This is a genomic window from Planktothrix prolifica NIVA-CYA 540, assembly GCF_963864145.1.
GTDB classification, from domain to species: Bacteria; Cyanobacteriota; Cyanobacteriia; order Cyanobacteriales; family Microcoleaceae; genus Planktothrix; species Planktothrix agardhii.
This window is the reverse complement of record NZ_CAWLTW010000001.1, coordinates 3,786,429-3,801,403: the sequence shown is the minus strand read 5'-3', so window position 1 is coordinate 3,801,403 and position 14,975 is coordinate 3,786,429. Positions and strand designations below refer to the sequence as shown.

2 protein-coding genes are annotated in these 14,975 nt (G+C 42.5%); both read left to right on the top strand.

What is annotated here, in order from left to right; all coding sequences use genetic code 11:
- Positions 1-22: 22 nt before the first annotated feature.
- Positions 23-8,473: a non-ribosomal peptide synthetase gene (locus tag AC559H_RS16775; protein WP_036832336.1), complete on the top strand. Its 8,451-nt coding sequence runs from the start codon at positions 23-25 to the stop codon at positions 8,471-8,473.
- 13 nt (positions 8,474-8,486) lie between these two features.
- Positions 8,487-14,921 (top strand): non-ribosomal peptide synthetase, encoded by a 6,435-nt coding sequence (locus AC559H_RS16770; RefSeq protein ID WP_026795537.1) that lies wholly within the window; start codon positions 8,487-8,489, stop codon positions 14,919-14,921.
- Positions 14,922-14,975: the final 54 nt, after the last annotated feature.

Genomic DNA, 14,975 nt, shown 5'->3' with positions numbered 1-14,975 from the left:
TCTTAAACCAAAAATACTATTTATGGAAAAGTTTAGAGAAGTTACGGAAACCCATCTTGTTGCCACAGATTACCAAATTCGGCAACTTCGAGAAATCCAGCCAGTCACACCTTTATTTAATAGTATAAGTCAAAATAAAACCGAACATAAAGACAAAATAATTGCTCCTATATCTATCAATTTACGCGACCAGATATACAATTTAACTGCCAAAAATTTGGTTAACAAGTTAGCTTTATACCTAGCAGCTATTCAATTTTTAATCTTAAAATACACGGCCCAAGAAGAATTTGTTTTAGCAACGGGAGCCTTAAATATAGAAACATCTGATAGCTTAATTTTTTGCCGATTCAATCAACAAAACTTGAAATCATTTAAGGATTTACTTAAAATCACTCGCAGTCATCTTCAAGAGGGATACCGCCATCAAAATTATGATCTAAATAGTCTAATAGAAACGTTTTTGGCCAGAGGCGGAAATCTCGAAACCATTTTTGATATTGTAGTGATTCAAGGGGGATTTTCTAGCCACAGTTCTTTATTGAACAAATTTCAATTAGTTTTTGAAATTGAGGCAACCGATAGTTCCGTTTCTGTTACTTTTTCCCCAGATACTTTTCAGGAAGATTTTGTTCAAAGGATGCTAGGACATTTTCTACAAATTCTGGAAATTGTAACGATTAATCCCGATGTGGAGTTGAGAGAAATAGATATCCTTACCCCTGGTGAACGGGAGCAATTATTGATAAAATGGAATAATACCCAAACTGAATATCCAGCCGATAAATGTATTCATCAGTTATTTGAAGAACAAGCAAAACGCACTCCCAATGCCATCGCAGTAGTCTATGAAAATGAATCCCTAACTTACCAGGAATTGAATAATCGTGGCAACCAATTAGCCCATAATCTCCAAAAATTAGGAGTTAAACCAGATACTTTAGTGGGTATTTGCTTGGAGCGTTCCCTAGAATTAGTCGTAGGGTTATTAGCCATTTTAAAAGCGGGGGGAGCCTACGTCCCGATTGATCCCCATTATCCCCAGGAACGCCTCACCTATCTATTAGCAGATACCCAAGTCAAAATATTACTCACAAGTCAATCTCTTACATCCTTGTTACCGGCTAATCTAGCTAAAATTATCTGCTTAGATAGTGATTGGGATCTCATTGCAAAGGAAAATCCAGACAATTTTGAGAGTGGGGTTACGGTAGAGAATTTAGCCTATGTTATCTATACATCGGGTTCAACGGGACAACCCAAAGGCGCGATGAATTGCCATCGAGGCGTTGTCAATCGTTTGCTGTGGATGCAGGATACCTATCCATTAACCCAGGGCGATCGCATTCTTCAAAAAACCCCCTTTAGTTTTGATGTTTCGGTCTGGGAATTCTTTTGGCCGTTATTAACAGGGGCGAGACTGGTGGTAGCCAAACCCGAAGGTCATAAGGACAGTGTTTATTTAATTAAACTCATTCAAGATCAACAAATTACAACCCTACATTTTGTCCCCTCAATGCTGCGGGTACTGTTACAAGAAGCGGATCTAGAAAAGTGTCAGAGTTTAAAACGGGTGATTTGTAGTGGCGAGGCTTTACCTAATGATCTAAGCCAACGTTTTTTTGAACGTTTCAACTGTGAACTTCATAATCTTTATGGCCCAACGGAAGCGGCTATTGATGTCACCTATTGGGCTTGCTCACCGAATTGGAAAAGAGAGGTCGTTCCCATTGGTCGCCCTGTCGCCAATACCCAAATTTATCTTCTTAATGCCGATCTCCAGCCCGTTCCCATCGGCGTGGTGGGGGAGTTACACATTGGCGGTGTGCAATTGGCCCGGGGTTATTTCAATCGTCCTGAATTGACGGCGGAAAAGTTTATTGCCAATCCATTTTATCCTTCCCTTCAAAAAGAGCAAGGTTCGACCATCTCGCCCCGACTTTATAAAACGGGAGATTTAGCCCGGTATCTCCCCGATGGCAATATTGAATTTTTGGGACGGTTGGATCATCAGGTTAAAATTCGGGGTTTTCGGATTGAATTGGGCGAAATTGAAACTATTCTTGGTCAACATCCCGATGTCTGCCAATCCGTTGTGTTGGCCCATCAGACGGAAACGGGTAGCCAAACCCTGATTGCCTATGTGGTTAGTCAATCTCAAACTAGGCAACACCTGTCCCCAGAACAGGAACCCCATTTCTTTGATGAACAAATCGGGCAGTGGCAAACCCTTTATAACCAGACCTATCGCCAAAGTGTTGAGGACTCAAATCCCCTATTTAATACCGTCGGTTGGAACAGTAGTTATACAGGAGAACCCATTCCCGCTGCCGAAATGGATGAATGGCTTAAGGATAAAACAGCAACGATTCTGGCCCACCGACCGCAACGGGTTTTGGAAATTGGTTGTGGAACGGGACTGATCCTATTTCAAGTGGCTCCCCACTGCGATCGCTATTGGGGAACCGATATTTCTGTGGTGGGACTCGATTTGATTCGGCATCACTTAGGGGAATCGAAGTTAGATTTAGCCGAGCAGGTTAACTTATTGCAACGCCCTGCGGACGATTTTGAAGGCTTAGAAGCCGAAGCCTTTGACACAATTATTCTTAATTCCGTCGTCCAGTATTTTCCCCATATTGACTATCTTGTTAAAGTTCTCGAAAAGGCGATCGCGGCGATCGCACCTGGGGGTCGTATTTTTCTCGGAGATGTCCGCAACCTAAAACTCTTAGCAGCCTTCCATGCTTCAGTGGAACTGACCAAAGCTGACCCAGATATCTCCGTCGATCAATGGCAAAAACGAGTAGAGCGACAGATTGCTCAGGAACAGGAACTGCTCATTGATCCCGCCTTCTTTACAGCACTGCAACAGCGTTTTCCCCAAATTACCCAGGTGGACATTCAATTACCCCGCAGTCAGTACGAGAATGAGTTAACCCAATTCCGCTATAACGTCGTTCTTCAGATCAACACCAAAGCAGAAGTCGAGCAATCAGAAACATGGTTAGCCCAAGAAGCTTTCACCATCCCTGAATTGTCCCATTTACTAGAGAAAACTCAACCCCCAGTCGTTGGCATTAAAGGGCTGACTAATCTTAAATTGGTGGCTCCTTTAACCATCCTAGAATTTTTCAAACATCCCCAGGACGTTCAAACCGTCGAAACTTTGCAGTCAAGTTTGCAAAAGCTTGTCCTTCCTAACCCAGAAACCGAGCTTGACCAACTGGCCGAAACCTTTGGCTACTCTCTGCTCCTGACCTATGCTGATAGTCAAACGTTAAACCACTACGACGCGATTTTTGTGAAGGAGCAAAGACGAAAGCCTCATCGGGCAAAGCTTACTAACTTATCAAAGACTCACCAAGACTGGCAACAATACGCCAACCATCCGCTCCAACCTCAATTAAACCGTCAACTCATCCCCCAACTTCGTAGTTACCTGGAAACTCGCCTACCAGAGTACATGATACCCAATGCCTTTGTGCTGTTAGCAGAAATTCCCCTAACGCCTAATGGCAAACTGGATCGTCGAGCCTTACCGTCTCCTGAACAAATTCGCCTGGAACTAACCGATACTTTTGTTGCTCCCTGTACTCCAATTGAAGAAATGTTGGCTTTAATTTGGGCTGAAATTTTGGGGTTAGAACAGATCGGCATTCACGATAACTTCTTTGAATTAGGCGGTGATTCCATTCGAGGCATTCAGGTCATTGCTAAGGCTCGAACAATGGGTTTTGAGTTTTCTTTACCTGAATTATTACAACATCAAACGATTCAGGAATTAGCCCATTTAGTCAGTCGTGAATTAAATCCCGTAACGTCCCAAAAAACAGAAGTTTTTAGTCTAATTTCTGCGGCCCAACGTCTCAGTTTACCTCCAGATATTGAAGATGCTTATCCCCTAACGGCCCTACAATTAGGCATGATCTTCCACAGTGAATATCAAGGAAATGTGCCTGTTTACCACGACGTTTTTACCTACCATATTCGCACTGTTTTTAATTATACAGTTTTACACCAGACTATCCAAGAAATTGCTGCTCGTCATGGCATTTTACGAACAAGTTTTGCCCTCACCGACTATGCCGAACCTCTCCAGCTAGTCCACCAACAAGTAGAGATTCCCTTAGCCTTAGCGGATCTGAGTTCCCTCACTAGCCTAGAACAAGAAGCCGCCCTAGATGACTGGATTGAAAGGGAAAAAAGCCATCCCTTTGATTGGCAAGTTCCGCCTTTACTACGTTTTCATATCCATCTTCGCAGTACAGAAACCTTTAATTTAACGTTGAGTTTTCACCACTCTATTTTAGATGGTTGGAGTGTGGCTTCTTTGCTGACAGAATTGTTGCAACAATATTTGTATCGGTTGGGTCAAAATATTTTACCGTTAGCGGCTCCGCCAACGATTAATTTTCGGGATTTTGTGGCTCTAGAGCAAACCATTTTAAAATCCCAACCCTGTCAAGACTATTGGCAAAAGCAATTAGAAGACCTCACTATTACTCCCTTACCTGAATGGCCAGATGCTAGTCAAAAAAACAAAAATTGGGATTGGTTAGTGCCGATTCCAACGGAGGTTTCCCAGGGCTTAAAACGGTTAGGAAAAAAAGCGGGGGTTCCCCTCAAAAGTGTTTTATTGGCGGCTCATTTGCGGGTCTTAAGCTTACTCAATAATCAAACAGATGTACTGACAGGTTTAGTGTCTAATGGCCGATTGGAAGAAACTGATGGGGAAAGGGTTTTAGGGCTTTTTCTCAATACTTTGCCTCTGCGGTTACAGCTAACGGGTGGAACCTGGTTAGACTTAGTACGACAAGTTTTTGCAACGGAACGGGATAGTCTGGCCTGGCGACGTTATCCCTTAGCGGAGTTACAAAAAAGATTGGGTGGTCAACCGTTATTTGATACGGCTTTTAATTTTGTTCATTTTCACATTTACCAAGCCATTATCGGGGTGCAGGACTTGGAAGTGTTAGATGGTAAGTTTTTTAATCAAACCAATTTCACTCTACTGACGAATTTTAGTCTGCATCCGCTATCGGGGGAGGTGGAGTTAACGCTCAAGTATGACGGCGATCGCCTGGGACAAGCACAAATGGAGCGAATGGCGGGGTACTACCAAAAAGTGCTAACCGCGATCGCCCAAAACCCTTCCCAATCCTTTCAAGACCTTTGTTTATTGTCCGACGAAGAACAAGCACAAATTTTGTGGGACTGGAATCGTACTCAAACCGACTTACCGCCCCAACAATGCGTTCATCAATTATTTGAAATCCAAGTTGAACGCAGTCCCGATGCTGTCGCTATTGTTTGGAATCAGGAACGCTTAACCTATCGCCAGTTAAATGAACAGGCCAATCAAGTCGCCCACTATCTGCAAAACCAGGGAGTGGAATCGGAAAGTTTAGTGGGAATTTGTCTGGAGCGGTCTTTATCTCTGGTGGTGGGACTTCTAGGCATTTTAAAAGCAGGAGGAGCCTATGTTCCCCTCGATCCCCACTATCCGACGGAACGACTAGAACTGATTTTGACAGACTCCCAAGTTCCTGTGTTGCTGACCCAACAGACTTTACTGAGCCACCTATCCCACTACTCAGGCGATCGGGTGGTGTTGGACAGAGACGCGGCGATTATTGCCCAACAGCCTAAAACCAATCCTAAGAGTCCAGTCAGTTCCTCTAACTCGGTATATGTAATTTATACTTCTGGTTCAACTGGTAAACCCAAGGGAGTCGTCATTGAACATCGCAGTACCGTCACCCTACTGGATTGGGCGCGAACCGTGTTTAGCTTTGAGGAATTGGCAGGGGTTTTAGCCTCCACTTCGGTTTGTTTTGACCTCTCGGTATTTGAGTTATTTTTACCCTTGACCGTCGGGGGTGCAGTGATTTTGGCCGACAATGCCCTTGCTTTACCCAACCTCGCGGCGGCGACCGAAGTGACCTTAATTAATACTGTACCCACAGCGATCGCCCAACTTTTAGCCCTAGAAGCGATTCCCCAGAGTGTGCGAACAGTCAATTTAGCAGGGGAACCCCTATCCAACTTACTTGTACAAAAACTTTATCAACTCCCCCAGATTGAACGGGTTTATAACCTCTACGGCCCCTCAGAAGACACAACCTATTCCACCTTCAGTTGCATAGAAAAAGGCGCGACGACCCAACCCAGTATCGGTCGTCCCATTGCCCATAGTCAGGTCTATCTGCTGAACGAGGCGCATCAGCCCGTTCCCCTGGGAACTATCGGTGAACTCTATCTGGGGGGTGCGGGTCTAGCGCGGGGCTACCTCCATCGTCCCGAATTAACAGCCGAAAAATTCATTGCCAATCCGTTTCATTCTCCCCTTCAAAAGCATCAAGGTCTAAGTCCTTCGCCCAAGCTTTATAAAACAGGAGATTTGGCCCGTTACCGTCCCGATGGCAATTTAGAATTTCTCGGTCGCAGTGATTATCAAATCAAACTGCGCGGTTTCCGTATCGAGTTGGGAGAAATTGAGGTGGTTTTAGAAAATTGCCCTGGGGTAAAACAGGCGGTGGTATTGCGACGGGAAGATCTAGTGGGGGGGGCAAAATTAGTGGCTTACGTTGTCAGCGAAAACTCCACTCTCACGACCCAAGATTTACGCCGTTTCCTAGAACAGCAATTGCCTGATTATATGATTCCTGGGTTTTTTGTGCCTTTAGAAAGTTTCCCCTTAACCCCCAATGGCAAAGTTAATCGCCCTGCATTACCCCGACCTGAAATGGAGTTAATTCCTAATGGGGATTTTGCGGCTCCCCAAACGGCCCAGGAGCAGATTTTGGCGACCATTTGGCAGAACGTTCTAGGCATTCAACAAGTAGGTCGCGGCGATCGCTTTTTTGAATTGGGAGGGGATTCGATTCTCAGTCTGCAAGTCGTGGCCCAAGCCCGTCAAGCTGGCCTCAAAATCACACCGCGACAGATTTTTCGATATCCCAGCCTGGCGGAACTAGCAGCCTGTTGTGACATAGATTCTATCGGGGATACACCTAACTTCTCTAGGACTTTAACCCACCAGGGTTTAGTCACGGGTGAAGTACCTTTAACACCGATTCAAAAGTGGTTTTTTGAGCAAAATCGATCTGATTCTCACCACTTTAATCAATCGGTTTTGTTAAACGTTCCTGCCCAGACTCAACCCACTTTACTCTCCCAAGCCCTCAGTCACCTACTCCAACACCATGACGCGCTTCGGTTACGGTTTAACTTAAAGCAAGGACAATGGCAACAAGATCACGGAGAAATTACCGAGACCGTTCCTTTGGCTGTGATTGATCTCTCAAGCATTGCTCCTGACCAACAGTTCCAACGCCTAGAGGCGATCGCGACGGAGCAGCAGGCCAGTTTCAATCTGGCAGAGGGAAAGCTAATGAGGGTTGTTCTCTTTCAATTAGGCGGCCAGCAGGGAAATCGCTTACTGATCATTCATCATCATCTCGTCGTAGATGGGGTTTCCTGGAGAGTTTTACTGGAAGACTTATGGACGGCTTACCAACAATTAGAAAATCAAAAAACAGTTCAACTACCACCCAAAACCCTAGCCTTCCGCGATTGGGCTCTCCTATTAACGACCTCTGCCCAGGAGCAGACTTTGCAAAAGGAATTGTCCTATTGGCTAAACCAGCCCTGGTCAACCGTAATGCCGTTACCTCTCATTCATCCGCCAGAAAAACGCTCCCATCCCGTCGCCGAGGTGGCAGAGATCACGGTAACACTCAATGTAGAAAAAACCCGCGCCCTTTTACAACAAGTCCCCTCGGTCTTTAATACCCAAATTAACGATGTATTGTTAACGGCTCTGGCGCAAACTTTGACAGCCTGGACGGGCAATTCTACCATCCTGCTGGATTTAGAAGGTCATGGACGGGAAGAGGGATTGGCAGAAGTGGATGTTTCTCGCACGGTGGGTTGGTTTACCAGTCTTTTTCCCGTGATTCTCCAACTGCCTGACAGCAATCACCCTGGAGAAAGCCTTAAATCCATCAAAGAACAGTTAAGAATGATTCCTAATCACGGTATTGGCTATGGCATTTTGCGTTATCTCAGCCCCGATGCCAATGTTCGCACTCAGATGGCGGCATTGCCAAAACGCGATATTATTTTCAACTATCTCGGACAGTTTGATGGGGGACAATCCCAGGCAACCCCTTGGCAATTAGCCCCCGAATCCAAAGGAGCCAATCATGGTTCAGCCGACGCTCCCAGTCATTGGTTGGAAATTAATGCCAGGGTGATAGGGGGTCAATTAGAGATAATCTGGAGTTATGCTCGTCACATCCATGACAAAGCAACAGTGGTCGGATTAGCTGATAATTATCTGTCGGCCTTGTTAAAGTTGATTGATTATTGTTTATCGCCTGTAGTGGGCGGTTTTACCCCTTCTGATTTTCCCGTTGCCAACTTAAATCAACAGGAATTAGACGAAATTTTAGCAGAACTTGATTAGGGAAATTTTATAGATGGTAGCCGAACAATCTAAAGCGAGTCATAAAAATGTCGCCGCTATTTACCCCCTTTCTCCCATGCAGGAGGGGATGCTCTTTCATAGTCTCTATGCCCCCGACTCAGGCACTTACTGTAGCCAAACCCTAATCACCCTTAACGGAGAACTTAACCTTGGGGCTTTTAAACAGGCCTGGGAAAAGGTAGTAGAACGACACGCCGTACTCAGAACTCTCTTTCTTTGGGAGAAACGTCAAAAAACGCTACAGATTGTTCGTAAACAGGTAGATTTACCCTGGAATTATTCTGATTGGCAACCTCTATCGCCCAGGGAACAACAGCAGCAACTAGACGCATTGCTCAAAGATGAACGTCAAAGGGGGTTTGCTCTCAACCAAGCTCCTTTGATGCGTTGCCATTTAATACAGCTATCGCAACAAAGCTATCATTTTCTCTGGAATCGTCATCATATTTTGTTGGATGGTTGGAGCGGAGCCATTATTTATGGGGAAGTTTTACAAATTTATCAAGCTCTCTGCCAGGAGCAAAACCCCTATCTTTCCCCTGCTCGTCCCTACGAAGACTATATTGTTTGGCTACAACAACAAGACCAGTCCCTTGCAGAAAACTTTTGGCGGCGATCGCTGAAGAATTTTACTACACCGACAAACTTAGGCATTACTCGTTCTATTTTAGTAGAACCTCAAAGCAAGCCCGTCTATCAATCCGTAGATTTATCCCTATCCCCTGGGTTAACCGAGAAACTTCAAACCCTGGCACAGCAACAAAATCTAACCCTCTCCACCCTAATACAAGCCGCCTGGGCCATCCTTCTCAGTCGCTATAGTGGTGAATCTGAAGTCCTCTTTGGCATTACCGTTTCGGGTCGTCCTGCCAGCTTGTCGGGCATTGAAAAAATGGTGGGGTTATTTATTAATACCCTACCCCTGCGGGTGACTGTTCCAGAATCAGAGACTATTTTGCCTTGGTTAGAAGAATTACAGCAAAAACAAGCAGAAATTCAGGACTACGCCTATAGTTCCCTGGCAGAAATCCAAAGGCTGAGTGATGTTCTCCCAGGGCTACCTTTGTTTGAAAGTTTAGTTATCTTTGAAAATTATCCCAGGGAGGAGCGGCTGACCGACTCCCCGCAACAGCTATCGGTGAGCGGGGTCATAGATTTTGAAGAAACGAATTATCCCCTAACCGTCGCGGTTATTCCCAAACAAGCCTTACAATTCCAATTTAGTTACGATGTCAGCCATTTTACCCATGAAAGTATAATCCGCCTAACTGGTCATTTAGAAACCCTATTAACCGCGATCGCCCAGAATCCTCAGCAATCTTTAGGACAACTTCCCCTATTAACAGCAGCCGAACGCCATCAATTATTAGTTGAATGGAATGATACGGCGGTTGATTATCCCCAACATCAGTGTTTACATCACCTCGTTGAAGAACAAGTTCTTAAAACTCCAGAGGCGATCGCTGTCATTTTTGAAGGGCAAGAATTAACCTACCAAGCCTTAAACGAACGAGCCAATCAATTAGCTCATTATTTGCAAGAAAAAGGGGTTAAACCTGAAGTCTTAGTCGGAATTTATTTTGAGCGTTCCCTTGAGGCAATTATTGGGATTCTCGCCATCTTAAAAGCTGGGGGAGCCTATGTTCCTTTAGACCCTACTTATCCCCGCGATCGCCTTGATTATATGCTGACAGATTCAGCAGTTTCGATTTTGCTGACCCAGCAATCTTTAGTTACCAATTTGAGGGAAGATTTAGACACCTTGAAGATAGAATCATTCTGTTTAGATAGCGATTGGTTGATCTTAGAAAATTACAGCAGAGAAAATCCAAGCAGTTCTGTCCAATCAGAAAATTTAGCCTATCTGATCTATACATCAGGTTCCACTGGCAAACCCAAAGGGGTGATGAATCTTCATCAGGGTATTTGCAATAATATCCTACGCGCTAAAGACAGCTATCCTACGACAAACCGCGATCGGCTTTTACAAATTTCTTCTCTAGCTTTTGACGCTTCAGTGTTGGATATATTCTGGTCATTAAGCAGTGGCATGGCTCTGATCATTCCTAAACCAGAAGGGACTAAAGACCTCGCTTACTTAATCCAGTTAATGATAGAAAAAAAAGTCAGTCAAGTCTTTTTTGTTCCTTCTCTGCTGCGACTTTTACTACAACAACCCAATCTAGAAAATTGCCGTTATCTCAAGCGAGTTTTTTGTGGAGGTGAAGCTCTTTCCTCTGAATTAATGCAGCAGTTTTTTCAGCATTTTAACTGTGAACTACATAACCTTTATGGGCCCACAGAAACCTCCGTTGATGCGACCTGCTGGCAATGTCCACCGCGAACCGATGATCCCGCTATTGCGATTGGTCGTCCCATTGCTAATACCCAAATATACATTCTTGATCGTCATTTACAACCTGTTCCTGTTGGCATTGTGGGCGAATTACATATTGGCGGCATACCGTTAGCGAGGGGTTATCTTAATCAGCTTGAGTTAACGGCTGAAAAATTTATTCCTAATCCTTTTGGTCAAGGTAAATTGTATAAAACAGGTGACTTAGTCCGCTATCTTGCCGATGGCAATATTGAGTATCTGGGACGGATTGATAATCAAGTTAAGCTACGAGGATTACGCATTGAATTAGGAGAAATTCAGACAATTCTAGACAGCCATCCCCAAATTAATCAAAGTGTGGTAATTATACAAACAGATAGCGAAGACAATCAGCGTTTAGTGGCTTATGTTGATAGTCAAAATCAAGCATTAACACCTAAAGAATTGCGACAGTTTCTCCAGCCAAAATTACCCGCCTATATGATTCCGTCGGCTTTCGTAATTTTGCCAGAGTTTCCTTTAAATGCCAATGGCAAAGTTGATCTGAAAAAATTACCCCAGCCCAATGAAACAGCTTTGGTAGAATCTGTCTATGTTGCTCCTCGTAATCCAACTGAAACAATTTTAGTCAATATCTGGCAAGAAGTTTTATCCTTAGCCAAAATAGGCATTAATGATAACTTTTTTGAATTGGGGGGTCACAGTCTGAAAGCCATTACCTTAGTGAGTAAAATTCAGGAAAAAATGGGCATTGCCTTTGCTATTAAACAAGTCTTTTCCCACCCCACGATCGCAGAACAAGCCAGTTTATTAACGGAAACAAAAAACGAGGAAAATTTGGCAATATTGCCCATTCCTCACATTCCTGACCAGGTAAAAGTTGCCACATCCCACGCCCAAAAACGGTTCTTTGTTTTACAACAAATGGACTTAAATAATGTAGCCTATCATATTACCTCTATCCTAAAATTAACAGGAGAATTTGCCCCAGATAAGTTTAAACAAGCGATGCAATTATTGATAGATCGCCATGAATCCCTACGAACCGCTTTTGTCTTGACTGATGGGGAACCTCAGCAAAAAGTTTTGCTCCATCGTCCTTTTTCTTTGGTATTTGAAGATTGGACAGAGGAATTTAATGCCGAAAGTCGTATCTTAGAGATTCTTCAAGAGCAAAGAAAACCCTTTGACTTAGAAAAAGACCCTTTATTACGATCTTCTCTTTATCAATTATCACCTCAGAGCTATATTTTATTTCTGGAAATTCATCATATTATTTGTGATGGCTGGTCAATGAATTTATTGGCTAAGGAATGTTTAGGATATTACCAAGCTCTTAGACAGGAATTAGAGCCAACCGTAGAGCCATTACCCATTCAATATAGGGACTATGCGGCTTGGCAAAATAACCAGTTAAAACAAAAAGATCAAAACAAAAATTTAGATTATTGGCGACAAAAATTAGATAACGGACAAATTCCCCGCGTTCATTTACCGACGGATTTTTTGCGATCGCCCCTTAAAAGTTATAACGGTTCCCATCTGAGTTGGATATTGCCAACAGAGATTAATCTGCAACTACGCAAAGTTTGTCAAGACAGTAAAAGCACTTTGTTTATGGCTCTAGTTGCCGCCGTCAAAGTCCTGCTTTATCGCTATAGTGGTCAGCAAGATATTAGTATTGGTACAGAAATTGCTACTCGCAATCATCCTCAGTTACAAGAATTAATTGGTTTATTTTTGAATACTTTAATCCTCCGCGATCGCCTTGATCCAGACCAAGGTTATCAGGATTGTCTGAGTAAGATACGTCAAACTGTCAGCGAGGCTCTAGCCCACAGTGACTATCCCTTTGATCGGTTATTAGAAGACCTGAATATCTCGCGTGAAATCAACCGAACTCCCCTCTTTGATGTTCTAGTTTTATTACAAAACTTTGATCAAACTCCAACCATAGAAACTCTCAATATTCAATCTTTAGATTCCCTCACTCCCACCAGCAAATTTGATTTATCCTTTGTTTTTAGTGAAAATCAAGAAAATATCAGATTAGATTTAATTTATAATACCGACCTTTTCCAAAAAGAACGAATGGAAAAATGTCTGCTTCATTTTGATAAATTGTTGACAGCAATGTTAGCCAATCCAGAGCAACCCATCGGCAAAATTTCTCTTCTTTCGGATTCAGAAACCGCTTTCATAGAAGACTTTATTCGTCCTATCCCTCGCCTTGAAATTCGTACTGTTCTTGATGATTTTGCCGATCAAGTCCGAATCCAGAGTCATCTCCCTGCTCTTGTTTATACAGAAGACGGATTAACTAAACAATTAAGCTATCAAGAATTGGATCAATTAACAGATATTTGGGCAAATAACTTAAACAATTTAGGCATTGAGAAAGAGAGCATTTGTGGCGTTAGTTTAGAAGGAGATTACCGTCAGGTAATAGCAATGCTGGCGGTATTTAAAGCGGGAGGAATTTATTTACCTCTGCGTTTAGATGAACCAGAAGAACGTTGGCAACGCATGATTATTAAAACTTCCCCCGCCATAATCCTGATAGCCGCAGAAAATTTAGAGATAATTAAACCTCGATTATTAGTATTAGCAAAACCGCCTAATTTATTGGTTGTTAATCATCAAGAAATCCAGCAGTATTATGAATGGGATGGAACAAAATATCAAGAGTTTCCTATCGTAGAAAATAACCATAGAAAAGCTTTATTAATGCCCGATGCTGATGATGCTAACTATATTATATTTACTTCCGGTTCAACGGGTGAACCTAAAGCCATCTTAGGAAGTCATGGTAGCTTACGTCACTTCATAAATTGGGAAAAAATTGAATTTGGAATTAATCATAACTGGCGTTGTTTGCAGATAGCTCAAATTAACTTTGATCCTTATCTGAGGGAAACTCTGGTTACTTTATGTTCAGGAGGAACTCTTTATATTCCTGATAGTATAGACAGGGAAGATTTGGAGCGTTTGCTACTACGGTTGGGAGAATGGCAGATTAACTTACTGCATACCGTACCATCGGTAATGCGTCTATTTTTAAATATTGGTCGTAATTTACCTAATGCTAATCAATTACTCAAAAATTTACAGGTATTAGTGTTAGGAGGAGAACCATTATTTGTCAAAGAATTGTGTGCATGGCATGAAGTTTTTGGCAATCAGACAGAATTTGTCAATATTTATGGAGCCAGTGAAACAACTTTTATTAAACATTTTTATCGAATACCAAAACCTAATAATATTTCCTATGCGCGAGTACCTGGGGGAAAAACATTGCCCGATGCTGCATTCGCAGTTATTGACGAAAATCGTCCCTGTGCCATAGGAGAAGTTGGAGAAATTTTTGTTAAATCGCCTTATTTAACCAAAGGTTATTATCAAGATGAAATCTTAACAAATTCAGTTTTTGTTCCCAATCCTTTGAATAATGGGAATGATTTAGTTTATCGTACCGGAGACTTGGGACGATTGCTCCCCGACCTAACTTTAGAGGTAATAGGACGACGTAGTGATAACCAAATAAAATTGAATGGGGTAAGGATTGAGTTAGGAGAAATTGAAGATGCCGTTGCCGCCATTGATGGTGTCCAAAAAGCACTGGTAATCGCGGATAAAAAAGAAGAATTAGTAACAGTAATTGCCTATTATCAAGGCAATAATACTGTAAATCGTGAACAAATCAGCCAAAAACTAAAACAAGTGTTACCGACTTATATGCAGCCAACTTTTTTAATTCAATTAGAATCTTTTCCGTTGTTACCTAATGGCAAAATTCATCGCCTAGCCTTACCAAAACCCGAAGGAAATATTACCCAATCAATTAGTCAACCAACTGGGTTTAATCAACAAGAGGCTTTATTAGCCTTGGTTTGGGGTGAATTATTAGAAATAGAAGTAAGTGACAATAATCAGTCATTTTTTGAACTCGGAGGAAATAGTTTAAAAGCCATGCGATTAGTGTCCCAAATCCGTAATCAATTTGGAGTTTCACTACGATTACGCGAAATTTTCACTCATAATATATTAAAAGAACAAGCGATTTTAATTCAATCACGACAAACAAAATGAGCAATTTATCAGACACTATTAACTAATTTTTTTAATAAAAAGCAAATTTTAACA

Bases quoted from the DNA above. Each gene is read 5' to 3' on its own strand.
- AC559H_RS16775 (WP_036832336.1), top strand. From the start codon at position 23: ATGGAAAAGTTTAGAGAAGTTACGGAAACCCATCTTGTTGCCACAGAT.
- AC559H_RS16770 (WP_026795537.1), top strand. From the start codon at position 8,487: ATGGTAGCCGAACAATCTAAAGCGAGTCATAAAAATGTCGCCGCTATT.